The sequence below is a fragment of the Bacteroidota bacterium genome (assembly GCA_016713925.1).
Classification (GTDB): domain Bacteria; phylum Bacteroidota; class Bacteroidia; order AKYH767-A; family OLB10; genus JAJTFW01.
In genome coordinates this window covers 283,063-303,487 of sequence record JADJOH010000002.1, presented here as the reverse complement: position 1 = coordinate 303,487, position 20,425 = coordinate 283,063, and the positions used below count along the sequence as shown (strand labels likewise).

Annotated in this window: 12 protein-coding genes and 1 pseudogene; 6 read left to right on the top strand and 7 right to left on the bottom strand. The window is 41.7% G+C overall.

What is annotated here, in order from left to right:
- Positions 1-29 precede the first annotated feature (29 nt).
- From IPJ86_01255 to crtI, 7 genes and pseudogenes are all read right to left on the bottom strand, one after another.
- Positions 30-173, bottom strand: coding sequence for a transposase (locus IPJ86_01255; protein ID MBK7885961.1), 144 nt, complete (start codon positions 171-173; stop codon positions 30-32).
- Between the two features lie 126 nt (positions 174-299).
- Positions 300-638 carry a transposase gene (locus IPJ86_01250; GenBank protein ID MBK7885960.1) on the bottom strand — a complete coding sequence of 113 codons (339 nt, stop codon included), beginning with the start codon at positions 636-638 and terminating at the stop codon, positions 300-302.
- Positions 639-2,291: 1,653 nt separating this feature from the next.
- A complete protein-coding gene (locus IPJ86_01245) occupies positions 2,292-4,454 on the bottom strand; it encodes a PD40 domain-containing protein (protein ID MBK7885959.1) in 2,163 nt (720 codons plus the stop codon).
- Positions 4,455-4,479: 25 nt separating this feature from the next.
- Positions 4,480-5,448, bottom strand: coding sequence for a type IX secretion system membrane protein PorP/SprF (locus tag IPJ86_01240; protein MBK7885958.1), 969 nt, complete (start codon positions 5,446-5,448; stop codon positions 4,480-4,482).
- A gap of 27 nt (positions 5,449-5,475) precedes the next feature.
- The gene (locus IPJ86_01235) at positions 5,476-13,338 is read right to left on the bottom strand and encodes a gliding motility-associated C-terminal domain-containing protein (protein ID MBK7885957.1); all 7,863 of its coding nucleotides are present in this window, start codon (positions 13,336-13,338) and stop codon (positions 5,476-5,478) included.
- Between the two features lie 255 nt (positions 13,339-13,593).
- A pseudogene (locus tag IPJ86_01230) lies at positions 13,594-14,426 on the bottom strand (phytoene/squalene synthase family protein).
- Positions 14,410-15,897 (bottom strand): phytoene desaturase, encoded by a 1,488-nt coding sequence (crtI, locus tag IPJ86_01225; protein ID MBK7885956.1) that lies wholly within the window; start codon positions 15,895-15,897, stop codon positions 14,410-14,412. The pseudogene IPJ86_01230 and the gene crtI overlap by 17 nt, the downstream one beginning before the upstream one ends.
- 495 nt (positions 15,898-16,392) lie before the next feature.
- Here crtI and IPJ86_01220 point away from each other — a divergent pair, with 495 nt between their 5' ends.
- From IPJ86_01220 to nuoE, 6 genes are all read left to right on the top strand, one after another.
- Positions 16,393-16,764 (top strand): hypothetical protein, encoded by a 372-nt coding sequence (locus tag IPJ86_01220; protein ID MBK7885955.1) that lies wholly within the window; start codon positions 16,393-16,395, stop codon positions 16,762-16,764.
- Positions 16,765-17,070: 306 nt separating this feature from the next.
- On the top strand, positions 17,071-17,451 hold the full coding sequence (locus IPJ86_01215; GenBank protein MBK7885954.1) for an NADH-quinone oxidoreductase subunit A: 381 nt from the start codon (positions 17,071-17,073) through the stop codon (positions 17,449-17,451).
- Between the two features lie 56 nt (positions 17,452-17,507).
- On the top strand, positions 17,508-18,044 hold the full coding sequence (locus IPJ86_01210) for an NADH-quinone oxidoreductase subunit B (protein MBK7885953.1): 537 nt from the start codon (positions 17,508-17,510) through the stop codon (positions 18,042-18,044).
- Positions 18,045-18,046: 2 nt separating this feature from the next.
- Positions 18,047-18,553, top strand: a complete 507-nt coding sequence (locus IPJ86_01205) for an NADH-quinone oxidoreductase subunit C (protein ID MBK7885952.1) — start codon at positions 18,047-18,049, stop codon at positions 18,551-18,553.
- A gap of 48 nt (positions 18,554-18,601) precedes the next feature.
- On the top strand, positions 18,602-19,831 hold the full coding sequence (locus IPJ86_01200) for an NADH-quinone oxidoreductase subunit D (GenBank protein MBK7885951.1): 1,230 nt from the start codon (positions 18,602-18,604) through the stop codon (positions 19,829-19,831).
- A 37-nt stretch (positions 19,832-19,868) separates the two neighbouring features.
- A complete protein-coding gene (gene nuoE / locus IPJ86_01195) occupies positions 19,869-20,408 on the top strand; it encodes an NADH-quinone oxidoreductase subunit NuoE (GenBank protein MBK7885950.1) in 540 nt (179 codons plus the stop codon).
- Positions 20,409-20,425: the final 17 nt, after the last annotated feature.

The window sequence follows — 20,425 nt, the reverse complement described above, 5'->3', positions numbered from 1 at the left end:
CCAAAAATACTTTAACTGATAATTTTGTTTTATGCTTTTAAAGGTAGCTCTATTTGCCACCTTTTTTTGTACAATCCAGCTATATTAGAAGGACTAAATCGCTCATGATTGGTAACAAATTCAAAATGCCGCTGCTTCTCCGTGTCCCAGAATAAAACTCTTCTTGCCAGAATTACTTCGTACCTTTAAAAGTGCCTCGGCCTAATAAAATCTTTTGATCAGACAGGACACCTGCCTTTTCTGTTTTCATTCATTAAATTCTTCTAATACTTGATAAACCGAATCACTTCTCATTCTAGTCACCCACCATACCCCCTGTTCAGTCCATTTTTGCCATTGGAGTTGAAATACCCTCTGTCAAAGACCAGTATTGAACCTTTTTCGGCTATTACTTTTGAAAGGAAAACACGATCATTTTCCTTGGCCGGGGTTAAGTAAACTATATCGGGTATGCCATGAATTGGATTCAACATTACATGGGCCTTAACACCTCCTTTGCGCTTCCCGTCTTTGGAAAAGCAACCGGCTCCACCCATCACGTCACTAAAGAGTTCAAACGTTGTAGAATCGATTAAAAGCAATCGGGAATCAATATCGTTGGATCTGCGGCTGTCCGGTAAACTGGATCTGGAATACATCTTCACTAAGTCATGGAATAACTGCTCGAAAAATTGAGCAGATCGCCGTTGATTGGCCTCTGACAGGGTACTCCTTTTGGGGTATGATTTGACCCCTAAATGTTTTAAGCGTGCTCCCGGCCTGCATTCCGGTAACGACTTCTTTGCGTACATCGTTGAAAAACACAGAACAACATGGACACCAAATGTTCATAGGTGCTAAAGCTTTTTACACCCGTTGTTTGATAATGGCTTGACAGCGGACACCCTCTCTGGGAATTAACTTTAAAAGCTGCGTAAAGATCGGGCTAAGCGCAACTCAAAACAATCTTTATCTTTAGGGAGGACTTCCCTTATTTTTTACTTTCCCCGGACAACAGTGATTGATGAATTGTTGAATTGATGAATGTTAAATGAGTTGAGGAGTGATTGTGTTGAGGTCTGGGGAGGAGGTATGAAGTGAATGAATGGATGAGTTCCAGCGCGTCTTAGTTCGTAATCGAGAGCAACACTTCCGGATTGAGTTTATTAAATTAATTCCTTCTTTTCACCACTAAGTCACATAGGACACTCAGAGCACTAAGAATAAGAAAGAGTCCTTAGTGAATCTTGTGTTCTAAGTGCCTTAGTGGTTATAGAGATAAATACCTTGGAAGACGATGATTTCTTCTCACCTAAAATTTGACAATCTTAGACGAAACACTTTCCGCATCCGTAATTAAATTCACAATATAAACCCCCTTCGCCACCGCATTCATCGGTATCTCTCCCGTCACATATCCTCCCGCTATTACCACGTACACATACATCATTAATGTTTTAATGGTGTGATGAGTGATTTGTCCCGCAGCCTGAGGATGATGAAAGTAGAGAATGAATGGATGAGTTCCAGCGCGTCTTAGTTCGTAATCCCGAGCAATACTTCCAGATTGAATTTGTATAATTAAAAAAGCCTTTCTTTTTTTACCACGAAGACACATAGGCCACTAAGGGCCACTAAGAAGAAGATAAAATCCTTAGTGAATCTTGTGTTCTAAGTGCCTTAGTGGTTATAGAGATAAATACCTAGGAGGTCGATGATTTCTACTCACTTAAAATTTGACAATTTTCGACGAAACACTTTCCGCATCCGGATTTAAATTCACAAAATAAACCCCATTCGCCACCGCATTCATCGGTATCTCTCCCGTAACATACCCTCCTGCTATCACCACCTACAAATACATCATTAATGTTTTAATGATAAGATGAGTAATTTGTCCCGAACCCTGGGGATGATGAAAGTAGAGAATGAATGGATGAGTTCCAGCGCGTCTTAGTTCGTAATCCCCAGCAATACTTCCAGATTGAGTTTATTAAATTAAACCCTTCTTTTCACCACTAAGTCACATAGGACACTCAGAGCACTAAGAATAAGAAAGAGTCCTTAGTGAATCTTGTGTTCTTAGTGCCTTAGTGGTTATAGAGATAAATACCTTGTAGGACGATTATTTCTACTCACCTAAAATTTGACAATTTTCGACAAAACACTTTCCGAATCCGTAATTATAATCAGAGAACAAAATTCATTCGAAGTTAAAGTAAAGAAAGAGTAATTCTACTCATTTCTAATTGAAGCAAAACAGAAAAGGCTACCGAAACCCGACAGCCTTTTCATTAAACAGGAAGTGTATTTTAATCTCTTTTAACTTCCATCACCATAATTTCCGTACGGCGATTCAGTTGATGCATTTCTTCAGAACAGGGTGCTTCGTCCCCGCAATCGTTTACGAGTACCGATTCGCCGGTCCAGGTAATTCGAGCCACCTGCTTGGGATTCACTCCTTTTTCAATCAGGTATTGTCGGGCAGATTTAGATCTGTTTTGGGAGAGGCGTTCGTTGTATTCTTTCGTAGCGCGACTGTCGGTACTGGAGGAAAGAGAAATTTTAACATTGGTGTTTTCTTTCAGGAAGACAGCCACTTCATCGAGTACAGGTACCGCATCTGTTCGCACATTAAATTTATCCAGATCGTAATAGACGATTTTAAACCAGTTTTCGTAAGGTGAAATTTCACTGGCCTTAGATAATTCCACTACATACTCATGATTTTTTGGCGCCTCGGCATCTTGTCCTTTTAGCATCAGCACTTTCGGGCGATAGCCGGCCATAGAGATGACGAGTTGTTCATCTTTCTGTGGAACGATGGGTTGAGTATATTTTCCTGCTAAATCCGTCGTGCCGATATCTTTTTGTGAAGCATCATCGCGAATCATGGAGCCGGGTAAGGGTTCCTTCGTGTCTGCATCGATCACAGTGATGGATAAAGCGAATTCGGAAGATTTCGTTCCAAGCTCAATTCTGATAAAGGGATCGCCGGGATAGGTAGCAGAAGTTTCGAAGTTAACAGTAGAGTCTCCCAAACCTTCGGCACTTCCTTTTAAAGCATATTGCAAATCGAATTCAGCCGGAAAGTCAAAACGACCATTTTCCATCGTGGTGAAATTTTGTGATTTATCACCTGTTTTCAGTTCTACTCGGGCCTCCTTGATCGGAGTACCATCTTCCTTTCTGACTACTATTCCTTTTACGCGAATACTTTTCTTTTTAAAAGTGTATAGATCATCATCAAAGCCACGATTCGCGCGGTTAGAACTGAGGTAACCGATTTTATTTTTCATATCATACACCATGCTGAAGTCATCATCATAGGTGTTGAGTGGATATCCAACATTAACGGGTACGGTATAACGTAAACCGTTGTCGCGGGTAAAGAAGATGTCGAGGCCACCTAATCCTGGCAAACCATCTGAGGAATAATACAAGGTGCCATCATCCATTACCACCGGGAAAACTTCATTTCCTTTTGTATTGATGGTATCTCCAAGATTGACGGGCTGACTCCATCCATTTCCTTGTTTGGTACACATAAATATATCCATGCCACCTTTTGAGCCGGGCATATTGGAGGAGAAAAATAATTTCTGTCCATCCGGACTCAATGCAGGGTGTGCACAACTATAGCTGTCGCTGTTGTACGCGAAAGGTTCGAGCTTACTCCAGTCATTCTCTCCATTACTCTTAGCTTTGAAGATTTTTAACTTCACCACTTTATCAGCACTCTTCTTGACTTTGCCACCCTCGATGTTGTTTCTGGTAATCCAGATTTCATCACCCTTTTTATTGAAAGCCACCGGACCATCATTCAGTTTAGTTTGTAAACTTGATGCAAATTGTTCCGGTTCTCTGAATTTATTTTCTTTTCCACGACTGTAGTATAAATCCAGAAAGGGCTGATTCGTCCAGGAGTGTTTACGCTCTATGACTTCTGTTGTTTTTCTGGAAGAAGCGAAAACGATTCCATCCTGATAGAGTGTAGCACCAAAGTCAGCATTTTCAGAGTTGATATCGAGCTTTGTCATCGCGTAGTTGGACGAGTCGATGAAGAAACTTTGATAGGTATCAATGGCTTTCACAAAGGCCTGACCTCTTCCATCGGCTTTATTGTCCAGCACAAAATCTGTCATCCATTTTTTAGCTTGGGCAAATTTTCCGCTGTTCATCAATGCCTGACCATAGTAGAATTTATGAATGGGAAGTACTGCCGGCATTTTCACCGCTTTTGCGTACCATATTTCAGCTTGTTGTCTGTTATTGGTCAGCCTGTAGCAGTCGGCCAGTTTGAAGATAGCTTCCTGTAAGGTGCTGTCTTTTTTAATCGCCTTGGTATAATAATGAATTGCTTTAGTATAGGCCATTAATTTATAATGGAAATCCCCTTTACGTAAAAGACCTTTTTGCGCCATAGCCGGGATGATAGCCAAAGCGAGCAGGAAGGAAAGGATATAATTTTTCATAATTGACTGGTTGGATGGGTTGGGTTTAGAAATAGCGAGGGGTGACAACTTTGTTTTTATCGAAGGAGAAATCAAAACCTAAAGTGATTTCATGGGTGCCCGAAGTGAATTGATTTAATTCTGTCAATGTATAATCATACGAGTAACCCAGTCGCATTTGCTTATTCATTTGAATCTGAATGATTGCAGCCCATGAGTCGGATGTCCGATAGGAGCCACCTAACCACAGCACTTCACTCAGCAGCACATGCGCGCCAAAATCAGCTACCACCGGTGCGCCACTCACGGCCTTCACCATACAAGTAGGTTTTAATTTGATCGATTCATTGAGTGTAAACACGTAACCTCCCATGAGGTAATAGTGCCAATAGGGAACATTGATTTTATTCTCGGCTTTTCCGGTGGCTGCATCCACTTTATTCTGCAGCATGCGCGGGATAGATAATCCGACATAATAATTTCTGGTCGAGAGAAACGTTCCGAAGCCCATATTCGGTACCGTTAGTCGGGGTGTGCCCATGAAGGATTGATCCCCCTGATCCTGGGTTTTTAACTCTAGCAATTGTTCCTGATGGTGAATGATACCCCCTGAAAGCGCCATAGAGAAAAATCCTTTTTGCATCGGAATTCTGTAGGCATAAGTTCCAAAGGCAGAGAAATCCTGAGTCACCCCAATCTCTTCGTGTAAAATAGAGAGACCCAACCCGATTTTTTCATTCCGCAGCGGGGTGTGAGCGCTAAAGGTTTGTGTTTTCGGCGAACCTTCGATTCCCACCCATTGGTTTCGGTAGAGGGCTGTCATTGCCATATGATCTCTCGAGCCGGCATAAGCGGGGTTGATGAACATCTCGTTAAACATGTACTGTGTGAACTGCGGTTCAAACTGAGCCCTGGCCTGGGCGCACATCATCAGCACGAAAGTCATCATGATGATCACTTTTCTTACAATTGCATTCAGCTTATTCATGGTGCCTGTTATCATTAAATTGGACATTTATACTTCGTATTATTTTTTGTTTAGTTATCTGCGTATGACGACAAATCCGTTAAATGGTTTTTGGTCAACATTTAAATCTAGTATATAATAGTAGGTTCCGTTGGGCAATTCTTCACCAAATATTACACCGTTCACATTGGATCTGCCATCCCATTCATTGGCATATTCTTTCTTCTTATACACCAGATTTCCCCAGCGATTGTAGATGAAGAGTATATTTCCGGGATAGCCATCTATGCCATCTATGACGAAAGTATCATTGGTTCCATCGTTGTTGGGCGAGAATCCATTAGGAATATCAAGCGTATCACAAATCACACTCACGGTTACTGTTGCGGTGGCGGTACAGCCGAATTCATCTTTAATCGTCACTGTATAATCTGTGGTTTGTACAGGTGTCGCTACCGGATTGGAAATGGTCGAATTATTTAATCCCAGTGTTGGTGACCAGGAATATTCTACACCTCCTCCCGCCTGTAATTGCGTACTCTCACCTTTACAAACGATGACACTATTGTTTATACTTACATTATTCAACACACGAACAGTTACCACAACAGGATTGGAAGTATAAGTTCCGCAAACTGTGGTTGCAGTAAGTGTATATGTTCCTGCTACAGGAGTGACAAATGAATTCATTGTGGCTCCCTGAAGAAGTGCTCCGTTGTAGTACCATTGTAAAGTCGCATTCGGAATAGTATCTGTTCTTATGATCGCGGTTTGTCCCATACATATTTCGGGATCACCCACAGCCGCTATATTCAGGTCTGAAATGTCTGAAACAATTAAACTCTGCAGTGATTCGCAACCGTTCGCATCTGCCACAGTAACGGTATAGGTTCCGGGGATTTGATTGCTGAGCGTTGATGTATTGGCACCTGTGTTCCATAAGTAGGTATAAGGAGCAGTACCTCCTGTTGTCGCCACGGACAAAGTTCCCAGTTGACCGGTTATGCAATCGGCGCCTGAGGCATTACCTGTTACGTTCAAAGAGCTGACCGGTTCAATTATTTGTGTTGTATAGGTTTCACTGCATCCGTTGGCATCAGTTACTGTTACAATATATGTTCCGGCTCCGATTGATGTTAATGAGTCGGTAGCAGCTCCGGTATTCCATTGATAAGTATAAGGGGAAGTTCCGCCTCTCACAACAGTGTACACAGCCCCATTCTGCATTCCTGTACAACTCACGGGTATAGTCACCGCACTTACAGTTGGGAAGGCGGCAGGTTGAGTAATTTGTGCATTAATTTGTGAAGAACATCCGTTTTGGTCGGTCACGGTAACTGTATAATTTCCTGCCAGTAATTGAGAAGGATCTTCTACTGTTCCTCCGTTATTCCATAAATAGGAATAGGTGCCTGTTCCACCGGTAACCGTAATATCAATCCAACCGGTGGGTTGAGCATGACAACTCAGGTGTCCGACACTCGCGTTGAGTTGAAGAGCCGCAGCGGGTTCTGCAATAGAGATGGTTTCAAGAGTTGTACAACCATTCGCATCTGTTACTGTGACATTGTAATTGCCGGCGGGCATTCCCGATGGATTTTGGAGAGTAGCTCCTGTGTTCCATAGATAATTATAAGGACCTGTACCTCCCGAAACACTCAACGAAACTGCCCCGGTACTATCTCCTGTGCACATTACCTGATTTACTGCAGGTGCGGCAGAAAGGACAGCAGCCGGTTGCGAAATATTTATTATTTCAGTATAGGTACAATTGTTGGCATCTGTTATGAGGACCGTATAGGTTCCTGATGAGATGTTGGTGATATCTTCTGTAGTGGCCCCGTTGTTCCACATGTAAGAGTAAGGTGTTGTTCCTCCCGTTACATTAATATCTATACTTCCTGTACTATCACCATAGCAAAGCGCAGCATTGGTTACTGTTGTATTCGCCAGTGCAGCTGATGGTTGGGTTATTGTATAGCTGTTGTTAATTGTACAGCCATTGATATCGGTTACCATGACGTTATAAGTGCCTATGGAGATATTACCAAGAGCTGAATTGGTACTACCATCATTCCAGGAATAGGTATAAGGTGCAGTTCCACCGTTAACAAAGACCTGAATGAGGGCATCTTGTCCGGCAAAGCAATTCACCATTGCGATGGAGTCTGTTAAAGCCAAAGTAGCTACCGGTTGATCAATAGTAAATGACTGACTTGAAATGCAGTTATTATTATCGGTTACCGTTACTGTATAAGTACCTGCCGCAAGATTATTAAGGTCTTCATTGGTACTACCATCATTCCACAAATATGAATAAGATGGAGTTCCTCCTGAAACAGAAAGATCAATCATCCCGGTAGCATTTCCAAAACAGCCAACATTGGTCATCTGATTGGTTACAGTAAGAGAGGCAGCAGGTTGAGTGATGGTCACATTGCCGGAGAGGATACATTGATTGGCATCCGTCACTGTATAGGTATATGTTCCTGACTGCAAACCGGTCGCCTGCATTTGAGAGCTTCCGTTACTCCATTGGTAGGTATAAGGCGCAGTTCCGCCTGAAGTTTGTAAATCAGCAGCACCTGTACCATTTCCGTTGCAATCAATATTTACAAGAATTGGGGCAGTAGAAACAGGAGCCACGGGTTGAGATACAGAAACATTTTCAGTTAGAACACATCCGTTCACATCTGTCACTACTAATTGATAAGATCCTGTAGGAAGGGATTGAATATCCGCGTTGGAGGATTGATTGCTCCAGTTGTAGGTGTAAGGAGCGGTACCACCATTGATCACTGTTTGAATACTTCCACTTGAATCACCATAACAGGCGGCATTCGACACAATGAAATTCGATTGTATCGGCGCGGAGGGTTGAGTGATGGAGATTGTATTTAATAGGGTACAACCGTTGGCATCTGTCACAGTAATGGTGTAATCGCCCGCAGTAAGCTGCAGCAGATCCTCCGAAGTACTGCCGTTAGACCAAATATAAGTATAAGGTTGAGTACCGCCATTAGAATTAAAGTCGATCAATCCTGTTGCGTCACCAAAGCAAAGTACAGGAGTAGTGGTTTGTGAAGAAGAAAGTGCAGCGATCGGTTGAGCAATAGCCGCATTTGCAGAAGTAGAACACCCGTTGGCATCCGTTATCGTGACCGTATATGATCCTGCATTCATGTTGTTAAGGTCCTCCGAAGTTTGTCCGGTATTCCATTTGTAGAGAAATGGCGGTGTGCCTCCGGAAATGTTAAGATTCAAGGAGCCTGTTGGATCACCATAACAAGGAACAGCGGCAGAAACGATGTTTGCAGTAAGTATAGCCGCTGCATGATTGATCGTATAAGATTGCGAAGATGTACAACCGTTCGCATCCGTTACGGTTAGTGTATAAGCACCTACCGGAAGATTTGAGATAGTTGAATTGGTTTCACCGTTGCTCCATAAATAAGTGTATCCTGACGTTCCGCCGGCCGCTACTGCCTGAATGGATCCATCCAAAACATCATGACAGTTCAGATTTACTTGTGTGGCCGATAAAGAGAGAGGGGCAGCGGGCTGTGCAATGGAGGTCTGTGCTGAAGTTGTACATCCGTTTTGGTCGGTTATGATCACCGAATAGTTTCCGGCACTGATGTTACTTTGATCTTCGTTTGAATTTCCATTGCTCCAGGCAAAAGTATAACCTGATGTTCCACCGGTAACTGATAGATTCAAGGATGCTGTGGAGTTGCCGAAGCAAGCCACCGGAACATTACTTATTGAAGCAGCCAAAGGAGCAGAGGGTTGTGTTACGAATAGATTATTCGTCAAGGTGCAGCCGTTATTATCAGATACAGTAACGGTATAAGATCCTGCGGAAAGATTATTAATATCTTCACTGGTGCTGCCTGTACTCCATGCATACGTATACGGAGGTGTACCTGCAGAGGCAGTAATGTTTATGATACCGTTATTGTCATCGTGACAAAGTAAATTGGTCACTGCACTATTTACATTGAGCGCACCGGCCGGTTGTGAAACTGTTTTGCTCAACTGGAAAGTACATCCGTTTGCATCTGTTACTGTCACCGTATAAGTATTTGCTGAAAGGTTAGTGATATCCTGCTGACCGGAACCATTGCTCCATAAATAAGAGTAAGGGCTGGTTCCACCATTCACTGTAACATCAATACTACCTATTGAATTTCCTGTACAATTAATATCGTTGCTGGTTGCAGATGCCTGAAGTGTGGCAGAAGGTTGTTGAATATTTACAGAGGAGTTTGAGGTGCAACCATTGGCATCCGTAACGGTGACGGAATAATTACCAGCAGCAAGACCTGATGCTCCTTGAGTTGAAATTCCATTGCTCCAGTTGTATGTATAGGGTGTTGTTCCGCCTGCAGGAGTTACAACCGCACTTCCGGAGCTATTTCCAAAACAAGCGACATTCGCAGAGGTAGTACTCAAGCTCAATGCGGCTACAGGTTGACTAATTGCTGTATTTCCATTAACGGTACAACCATTTGCGTCAGTAATAGTCACCGAATATGTTCCTGCTGCGGCGTTCGCGATAGATGATGCTGCAGATCCTGTATTCCATTGATAGGTGTAAGGAGTAGTACCTCCGTTAGCCACTACAGTAGCTGAGCCTGTACTATTACCAAAACAGCCAACAGCGTTTGCTGTAAGTGTGGCAGAAAGTATGGCAACGGGTTGACTTAATGTATAAGTATTGTTTATTGTACACCCTTGCGCATCTGTAACAGTAACGGTATAACTTCCGGAAGAAAGGTTATTCAATGAGGAAGAGGACATACCATTATTCCATTGATAGCTATAGGAGGACGTTCCACCTGTAACAGTGGTAGTAATGGTTCCGGTAGGAACATTGCGACAGGAGATATTTGAAGTGGTTGCGGAAATGGCTAATGCAGCGGCAGGCTGAGTAATGCTCACCGGTGTTGCGGAAGTACATCCATTAGCATCAGTAACAGTTACAGTATACGTTCCTGCTGTCAGGTTATTGATCGATGATGTACTCGCACCATTGCTCCAGCTGTAGGTATATGGAGAAGTTCCACCACTACCAATTGCAGCCGCAAGTCCGGTAGTGTTACCAAAACATCTGACATTCGTTTTTGTGGTGGAAAGCGAAACGGCTGTTGCAGGTTGGCTGATATTTACTGATACATTAGTTATACAATTTTGAGCATCTGTTACTGTTACAGTATAAGTGCCCGCAGAAAGGCCGAAAATATTTTGTGACGATGCTCCGTTATTCCATTGATAAGTGTAGGGAGATGTTCCGCCAAGGGTCGTAAGATTAATTGATCCACTTGCATTACCGAAACAAGCAACATTTACTTTAGAAGAAGTAGCATTAAGTGCAGCCGTTGGTTGAGTAATAGAAATAGAGGAAACGGCGGAAGTACAGTTGTTGGCATCAGTCACAGTAACTGTATAGTTGCCGGCAGAAAGCCCTGAAAGGTTTTGTGTAGTTGCACCGTTGTTCCAGTTGTAGGTATAGGGTGTAGTTCCTCCATTGACATTTAAAATTATACTTCCATTTCCCCCACCAAAGCAGGATACTGCATTCGTTGCAGAGGTAGAAGCAGTTAAGTTAGCGGTGGGTTGTGTTATGGTACGACTGATAACGCTTGTACAGCCTACAGCATCTGTCACAGTAACGGAGTAGGTTCCGGCAGATAGGTTATTTATATTTTGTGTTTGAGCGCCATTATTCCATAAGTAGGTATAAGGAGTAGTACCACCACTTACTGAAACGGAGATCGTGCCGGTTGACTGACCGAAACAATTTACATTTGTTTGAGAGGCTCCGGTTGTTAATGTAGCAAGGGGCTGACTAACAGAACGGATTAAAGTAGATGTACAACCTTTATTATCGGTTACCATAACCGTATATGTTCCTGCAGCAATATTATTTGAAGAAGAAGTTGTAGCACCATTACTCCATAAATAGGAGTAGGGAGATGTTCCTCCACTTGCATTCACACTTACTGTTCCCGTAGCTTGACCAAAACAATTTACAGCAGTAGCTGTACCTGTTAATGCAAGTGCAGCTGCCGGTTGAGAAACCGATGCTGTTGAAGTAGCGGTGCAACCGTTTGCATCTGTAACTGTAAGAGTGTAATTTCCGGCATTGATATTAGTGAGTCCTGAACCGGTAGCACCGTTACTCCATATGTAATTATATGGTGCAACGCCATTGTTCGGAGTGGAAGTAACCATGCCGGTAGCATTTCCAAAGCAGTTCACAGCAGTAGGAGTAGTAGTCAGACTGACTGAATATGTTCCTGCAAGTGTTGTTGTACTTGTTTTTGTACAGCCGTTGGCGTCAGTTATAGTCAACGTGTATGTACCTGCAGGCAGACTACTCAGATCTTGATTTGTAGAACCATTGCTCCAGTTGTATGTATAGGGTGTATTTCCGCCGGTTACAGTTGCATCGATAGCACCGTTAGAAACACCAATACACGATGGTTGTGTTGCAATCGCAGTAGCGCTCATGCCTGTAGGTTCAGTAATTACAACAGATTGTGATAGCGAGCACCCCGAACCAGGATCTGTAGCTGTTACGGAATAAGTTCCGGCAGATAATCCATTTATGGATGAGGTGGTTGCTCCATTGCTCCATAGATAGTTATATGTACCCGAATACACAGGGAATGCGGAGGCAGTACCTGTAGCGTCACCACTGCAATTTATATTTGTACTGCTGGTTGTAAAATACGGGTGAGGCACATAAATATTGAAGGAGTAAGTCTGGATACCATTTGTAGGACAGGCATTATCCCTAACAGTAACTGTAAAGGTATGAGGCCTGAGACTGATATTTGCAGTTGTGGGTGTCCAGCAGAATGTTAATGTTGGACGATTACCGGTTCCGATAGTATAAGTTGCATTTGCAATACCATTGTTAGTTGTCAGAGACACGATTTGAGAAGCATCTATATCAATCGAATTTACCGTAAAGCAGATTTGTTGATTCGGGCAGGCATTCAAGGTAAAATTGGTAGTGCCATTGATACCGGAGACGGTCGGCAGATTATTGACACATACATTGGTATATACCTGCATATCTCTGATGACAGAACCGATCAGTTGATTATTTCGATACTCCTGAACCAGAATTGCCATAATTCCAATCTGCGTTTGGCTTGGTGTAAAGTTTAAGTCGCCGGTAGTAGCATTAATCAGGAATGGAGTAGAACTGGCAATTGGAGTATTCACAGTTGCAGGCGGCACAAAACTTACGTTGGACGTTGCTGTAGTTTTTGGTGTTATTAAAGAATAGACAAGTGAATCTCCATCCGGATCCAATACACCATGATTATAATTAAAATTCTGACCTGAACAAACAAATGCAATTGGAATATTCGAAAATGTTGGAGAGCTGTTGCAGGGTGCGAGAATATTATTAAGTTTTGCTTCAACATATAAAGTAGAATTGGAAGCGCAGGGATTAGTAATAGTTGTAATAGTACAGTTACGACAACAAACACTATAACTAAAAACCCAGTCGGCTCGAGCGGAAGGCAATGTCACGGTAGCGCGATACGTCCATTTTCTGACGCCGGTAGAACTACCACCATTACAGGTAGAATTAGAGGAAGCACATGGAACTGTTATTTCAACCCCGTTGGAAGATCCTGCAACTTTATTAGCAGTAATATTTATATTGTGATTCCCCGGCCCGGAAGCACTTTTACAGTTGATGGTAATTGTAGAAGGTTCTGCGACTCCATCACAATCACGATAGAAAGTAACTTCAATCTCATATAGCAATCCGCCCAGGCATCTATACTTGATATCTGAACCGGCGGCATGTGTAGCCATTATTTGGTTGTTGATGCCTGATGAAAGCAGGATCATCAGCAACAGATAAACACTTCGTAAAATTCGATTTTGATTAGGTAGTTGGTGTCTCATTTTTGAACAATAGATTGAAGCCATTTTCGCTTAATCCTTTATTCGTGAATTGAGATCAAATCGTTGCGTTTTCAGTTAGAATAAAAAAAATATTGAAAAAAATGTAACCTTTTAATGACAGAAACGTATATGCAAAGTTTGCAGAAAATTGGTCAACCTGAAAACGTAGTCATGTGTTAGCGTAAAAGTACATTCGAAAGGAGCTTCACAATAGGATTTTTTCTCCCGGTCAAATTGTATAGGTGTCAGCGATTATTACAGTATGTTCAATCTGAACCTGCACCAACACGCAAAAAGAAGAGCAATTTTCTCTTTATTAGGAACCCTGACACGTTCAGTTTTTATGGAATGAGCAGGCTTATTCTTGATTTTCCTAAGCAGTGCTTGATAATAGATGTAAGCCACATACACACCAAAGCGGGCTTCATTGGGAAGTTCAATAATGCCTTTGTAGGCATCTTTAAAATCATGGTCAATATCCTGTTCAATTTCTCGTTTCGTTTGATCATTGAAATTACTAAGATCAACACTAGGGAAATAGGTTCTGCCCCGGTCAACGAAATCACTATTCAAATCCCGGAGGAAATTCACTTTCTGAAAAGCCGCACCAAGCTTTTGAGCCGGCGATTTAAGTCGCTCATAGTCTACTGCGTCTCCATCGCAGAAAACTTTCAGACACATTAATCCAACCACTTCGGCAGAACCAAAAATATATTCATTGTATGAATTCGTGCTGTGGTTGTTACGATGAAGATCCATTTCCATTGACTGAAGAAATGCAGTGATGAGTTGATGGTCGATATTATATTTATGAACTGTCAGTTGAAAACTTAAATAGGATTGGTGCTGATTTGCTCATTAACGGCTTCCCATGTTTGCTGAGAAAATCTTTTAAAAAGTACATCTTTATCATAATCGTGAAAGGTATCTACAATTTCATCAGCTAAGCGAACAAAGCCATAGATACTATAGATCGGGTCATGCAATTTTTTGTGTAGCATTTTTATTCCAAGAGTAAATGATGTACTATAACTCCAGGTAATCCGCTTACTAAGTTGGATACAAACTTTATTATAAAGATTCATCATCTTGTAAAATGCGTTCGGTTGTTAGTTTTGAACTAATGATTACAATAGGGAGTCCTGTGCCCGGTACTGTACTTGCGCCAACATAGTAAAGGTTGGTGAAATCCTCGTCTTTATTTGACGGACGAAATCCACCAATTTGATCCAGGCCGTGTGCAAGTCCAAGCCCCGAGCCTTTATATAGATTGAATTTTTCTTCCCAATCAATAGGAGTGAGAATAGTTCTGGTAAGCGTATTTTTTTTAATGTCGAAATTTATTCTTTGGCTCATATCATCAATGATGTTATCAGTTAATTCTTCGGCATCGGACCAATCGGGTTTATACCGTAAATCGGGAACAGGGCAGAGAATAAAAAGGCTTTCACATCCCTCCGGGGCGCTGTTGGAATTAGAACGAGAGCGCACATTCACATAGTAGTAAGGCTTTTTAGGACTTACGGCAGTCTTAAAAATATTATCTGCATATTCTTTGAAATTATTTCCAAGGAAATAGTTATGATGATAGAGCTTATCAAGTTTTTTATTTACACCCAGGTAAATAGTAAAGGGAGCGAGCGTCCATTGCAATTTATCCAGTTTGACCGACGAGTATTTTTTTCTATTAAGCACTTTCCCTCTAAAGGAAGCAGCGTCGCTGTTGCAGATGATTTTATCGGCAGTAAATTTTCTGCCATCTGCTGAGATAGCTGCAGTTACTTTTTTGCCTTCGGTTTCGAGAGCAGAAATTTCAGTGTTATAATGGAAAGTGGCGCCTTTTTCTTTCAGGAGCTTTACTATAGCTTCTGTTATCTTATACATCCCACCTTCAACATTCCAATAGCCATCATGCTTTAATTCTGTATAATTAAGTAAGCTATAAACTGCAGGTGTCTGAAAAGGCGTTGAACCCAGGAAGAAAGAAACTAGAGAAAATATCACTTTAACTTCCTGTGAGTCAAAATTACTTTCAAGTTCTGACCACATTGACTTGAACATCTTCGGTCCATGTTTGATGGGAACTTTAGTAAGCTGTAAAAGGTAGTCGAGTTTTGAATTGAAGTTCCTTCTGATTACAATATCCTCTGTATCATGAAAAAGTTTTCCTGCATTCGACAAATATTTTTCAGTTTTTTCTACTAAATTGTCTTCTATTCCATTAAATTCGGTTGCAAGCTTTTGGAGGTCTTTGTAAATGAGAAAGGGGTTTGCTCTATTTTCAAAATAGACTGCATAAAGAGGATTCAATTCTTGTAAAACAAGAGGATTCGGAACCCCACAATATTCAAAGAACTCTTTAAATTCATAACTCATACTAAAAAAGGATGGACCTATATCGAAACTAAATCCATCTTTTTCAAGAATATTTAAACGTCCGCCGGGTAAGTGGTACTTTTCGACGAACTCCACCTGAAAGCCTTTGGAAGCCAAACGAAGACCAGTGGCAAGTCCACCGAGCCCGGTTCCGATAATAAGTGCTTTTTTGGCAGATTTCATTTTTACGAAACAGTTAAGTTCAAGATTTGTTTTACAATTATTTGGATTTCGGTGTAAAGTTGTATTTTTACATCGAGTTTAGATAACTTTGTTTGTAAATCTAAAGATTACTTTAATTATGAATACTAGTTGAAGATAGTAATAGAATGTCTTGGCACACATATTTAATCGTGCTAGATTTTAATTCTTTCAGTTTTGAAAGAACAAATTTGTTAAAAACACTTTAATACATAATTTACTATGCCTAGAAAAATATTTAACTTTCAACCCGGAGGGATCTTTCACATATCGAACATTGGAAATAACGGTGAAGAGATCTTTAGCAGTCGGGAGAATTACGAGTTTTTTCTTCAAAAATTTTCGGATTCTACGTGCAATATATTCGAGATCATCGGGTATTGCCTCATTCCAAACCAATACCACTTGTTGGTAGCAGTGAAGTCGATTGAGAGTATTTATACTGCGTATTCACTGCGAAAGCGGATTCCCATTAAAATGGTTGCTTTGGATGAAGATGAGATTTCAATTTTTCTTTCACAAGAAGTAGCGAATGTTCTCAATTCATATGCAAAAGCCTATAATAGGTGCTATGGAAGGAAAGGAAGTTTATTTCGGGAAAATTTTCGTAAGCAGCCCATCCGGGAAGAGGAGTTGGAGTGTATCATAGCTCAATTTGAGTATATGCCTGTTAATCAAGGAATTGTTGATATAGGGGAGGATTGGGACTATGTTTCGGCTAAGGAGAAGATCGATCGGAAAATGGGGGTTATTGATTGGGTGAAATATGGAAGGTTTTATGCTGATTTTAAGAGTGTTGAGTCGAAAGATGATATAAAAACAAATTCCGTTAAGATTGCTATAAACTAAGTTCGCGAAGTTTAAATCCTCGCGTGTGTTAGACCTCGCGTGTGTTAGACCTCGCGTGTGTTAGACCTCGCGTGTGTTAGACCTCGCGTGTGTTAGACCTCGCGTGTAGGTTTTATAATATTGAATATCAATTATATAATTTTATCCCCAATGAACTTTCTTCATCTTTCTCGAATTTTGCTCAATTTTCCCCGTGATTGATGTCAATACATTTCATTCCGGTATTAATAATCAAAAGACTAATTTTGCAGCGTTCTTGACTTCAAAACAATATCTAAATTCGTTTGTTTAGGCAATATGTTGAAAATGATTATATTAAGTACACCTTCCGATTACCTTCCAATTGCCATGATGTTTGTCGTAGCAATAGGCTTTGTTCTGTTTACTATGGTTGTGACGCATTTATTGGGGCCCAGACGTATTTCAAAAGTAAAACTGGAAGCTTTTGAGTGTGGAATCGAATCTCAAGGGAATTCTCGGCTTCCCTTTTCTATAAAATATTTCCTCATCGCCATTCTTTTTGTCTTATTCGATGTAGAGGTCATTTTCATGTATCCATGGGCAGTGAATTTTGCCGAATGGAGTAAAGTGAGTACAGCTGCTTTCTTTGAAATGTTTATCTTTCTTGGAGTGCTTATCCTCGGATTGGTGTATATTATTCGTAAAGGTGCCCTTAAATGGGAATAAATTAATCATTACAAACTTGTATTAAATAGCTATTAAATTAATATTCTCATAAAACAATGTCACAGGAAATCCAGAAATTAGAAGGGTATGAAGGACCGGGATTTCTCGCGACTTCCCTCGATAAGGCAGTAGGGATGGCACGAAAGAATTCCATTTGGCCATTGCCTTTTGCTACCTCTTGCTGTGGCATCGAGTTCATGGCAACCATGGCCTCCACTTACGACCTGGGTCGGTTTGGCGCAGAACGCCTAAGCTTCTCGCCTCGCCAGGCCGATCTGCTTATGGTGATGGGTACTATAGCTAAAAAAATGGGCCCCGTCCTTCGTCAGGTGTATGAGCAAATGGCAGAGCCAAGATGGGTAATCGCGGTGGGTGCATGTGCCTCAACCGGTGGGATTTTCGATACCTATAGCGTCCTTCAGGGAATTGATCGCATTATCCCAGTCGACGTGTATGTGCCCGGATGTCCGCCGCGTCCCGAGCAAATTCTTGACGGCGTACTCAAAATTCAGGAACTAGTAGCCAATGAATCTCTACGTCGTAGAAACTCTCAGGAATATAAAGATCTTCTCGCTTCTTACGGTATCGAATGATGATGATGCAACAATTAACACTAGATCAGGTTCAATCCCGCCTCGGCGAATTCCTCGGTGATGCGCTGGTGGAGATGGAAATGCTTTACGATATGCTCACTGTAACTGTCGATAAGGAAAAAGTCTTTGATACCATCCGCTTTTTGAAGGAAGACGTTGATTTGAATTTTCATTTCCTGACTACCCTCTGTGGATTGCATTATCCGGACGCTGAAAAACCGTTCGGCTTGATGATCCAGTTGCATAATATGCCCTCCAACATCCGTATCCGGATAAAAACTTTTACCTCCGACACGGAGCCCGTATTCAAATCACTCACCTCCCTTTGGCCCGCAGCCAATTGGATGGAACGTGAAGCCTACGACTTCTTCGGATTTCGCTTTTCCGGTCACCCCGATATGAGACGAATTCTGAATATGGATTCTTTGGAAGGCTGGCCATTGAGAAAAGAGTATCCCCTCGAAGATCCCTTCAGGAAGGATAAAGACGATAAAATGTTTGGAAGATGATAACGGTAATGACACTACGAAACATGTTTAGAACTTACGATATCTGATATGGCCGCTGATCAGCTTCTCCCCAAAAAGAACTTCATTGCGAGCGTGCAACCGAAGGAATATAGTATCCTTAATCTCGGTCCAACTCATCCCGCTACTCATGGCATCTTTCAAAATGTGATGAAAATGGATGGTGAAATGATTGTCTCCGCTGAACCAACTATCGGATATATCCATCGTGCTTTTGAGAAATTGGCCGAACGCCGTCCTTTCTATCAGGTTACACCCATAACCGATCGCCTGAATTATTGCTCCTCTCCTATAAATAATATGGGGTGGCATATGACAGTCGAAAAACTGGCCGGTATTGAAATTCCTAAGCGGGTGCAGTATCTCCGTGTTATTATCATGGAGCTTGCACGTATCGCTGATCATATTATATGTAATTCCGTCATTGGTGTGGATAGTGGTGCCATGACGGGCTTCCTCTATGTTTTCCAGTGGAGAGAGTTTATATATGAGATTTATGAGGAACTCTGCGGAGCCCGTCTGACTACCAATATTGGTCGCATTGGCGGACTAGAAAGAGATTTTTCGCCGCTGGCCTGGGAAAAAATTCATCGTTTTTTAAAGGACTTCCCAGATGGACTAAGAGAGTTTGAAAACCTTCTCGTCCGTAATCGGATTTTTATGGATCGTACTATTGCCTGTGGTCCTATCGCCGCTGATCGTGCGTTGCAGTATGGCTTTACCGGACCTAATCTCCGTGCAGCCGGTGTCGATTATGATGTACGGGTGATGAATCCGTATTCTTCCTATGAAGAATTCGATTTTGTAATTCCACTCGGAACAAACGGCGATACCTATGACCGCTTCATGGTGCGTCAGAAGGAAATGTGGGAGAGTCTTGGCATTATTAAGCAGGCGATTGATAAATTGGATAAGTTGTCAGATAAAACTTCTATTCATGCCAATGTTCCTGAATTTTATCTCCCTCCAAAGGAAGAAGTGTATTCCAGTATGGAAGCATTGATCTGGCATTTTAAAATTGTAATGGGCGAGACATCAATTCCGAAAGGGGAAGTGTATCATTGCGTGGAAGGTGGAAATGGGGAATTGGGATTTTTCCTGATCAGTGATGGCGGACGTACTCCTTATAGATTACACTTCCGTCGACCTTGTTATATTTATTATCAAGCCTATCCCGAAATGGTGAAAGGCTCGATGTTGAGTGATGCGATATTGACGATGAGTTCGATGAATGTTATTGCAGGAGAACTGGATGCCTGATGTACTTTAATTATTAAACTGACCGAAAGAGAACCTGATGAGTGTGAATAAAGAAATAAAATTTAGCGATGAAGCGCTCGCCCTGATTGAAAGGATGAAGCAACGTTATCCGGCAGGAAAACAAAAATCTGCGCTCTTACCTGTGCTCCATCTCGCTCAGGCGGAGTTTGGTGGATGGCTGAGTTCTCCCGTGATGGATTATGTGGCTTCTATACTTAGTATTCAACCTGTTGAAGTGTATGAGGTAGCTTCGTTCTATACGATGTTTAACCTGAAACCGGTTGGTAAATGTGTTGTGGAAGTATGTCGTACAGGCCCTTGCTGGTTGATGGGTGCGGAGGATGTGGTGAAGTATATTGAAAAGAAATTGAATATCAGAGAAGGGGAAACTACCGCTGATGGAATGTTTACATTGAAGACAGTGGAATGCCTTGCCTCTTGCGGTACAGCACCAATGATGCAAATCGGTGAAAAATACCATGAGCATCTTACATTGAGTAAAGTAGATGAAATTCTGGACAACTATCGCTCTAATACTGTTGACCCCATCTCTCACTGGTCAAAAGATAAAATTTAATCGGGAGTAACTAATCA

Excerpts from the sequence above, each read along its gene's own strand:
- nuoE (MBK7885950.1), top strand. The coding sequence starts at position 19,869 with ATGAGTGTGAATAAAGAAATAAAATTTAGCGATGAAGCGCTCGCCCTG.
- IPJ86_01210 (MBK7885953.1), top strand. The coding sequence starts at position 17,508 with ATGTCACAGGAAATCCAGAAATTAGAAGGGTATGAAGGACCGGGATTT.
- IPJ86_01235 (MBK7885957.1), bottom strand. The coding sequence starts at position 13,338 with ATGAGACACCAACTACCTAATCAAAATCGAATTTTACGAAGTGTTTAT.
- IPJ86_01215 (MBK7885954.1), top strand. The coding sequence starts at position 17,071 with ATGATTATATTAAGTACACCTTCCGATTACCTTCCAATTGCCATGATG.
- IPJ86_01240 (MBK7885958.1), bottom strand. The coding sequence starts at position 5,448 with ATGTCCAATTTAATGATAACAGGCACCATGAATAAGCTGAATGCAATT.
- IPJ86_01245 (MBK7885959.1), bottom strand. The coding sequence starts at position 4,454 with ATGAAAAATTATATCCTTTCCTTCCTGCTCGCTTTGGCTATCATCCCG.
- IPJ86_01200 (MBK7885951.1), top strand. The coding sequence starts at position 18,602 with ATGGCCGCTGATCAGCTTCTCCCCAAAAAGAACTTCATTGCGAGCGTG.
- IPJ86_01220 (MBK7885955.1), top strand. The coding sequence starts at position 16,393 with ATGGTTGCTTTGGATGAAGATGAGATTTCAATTTTTCTTTCACAAGAA.
- crtI (MBK7885956.1), bottom strand. The coding sequence starts at position 15,897 with ATGAAATCTGCCAAAAAAGCACTTATTATCGGAACCGGGCTCGGTGGA.
- IPJ86_01250 (MBK7885960.1), bottom strand. The coding sequence starts at position 638 with ATGTATTCCAGATCCAGTTTACCGGACAGCCGCAGATCCAACGATATT.
- IPJ86_01205 (MBK7885952.1), top strand. The coding sequence starts at position 18,047 with ATGATGCAACAATTAACACTAGATCAGGTTCAATCCCGCCTCGGCGAA.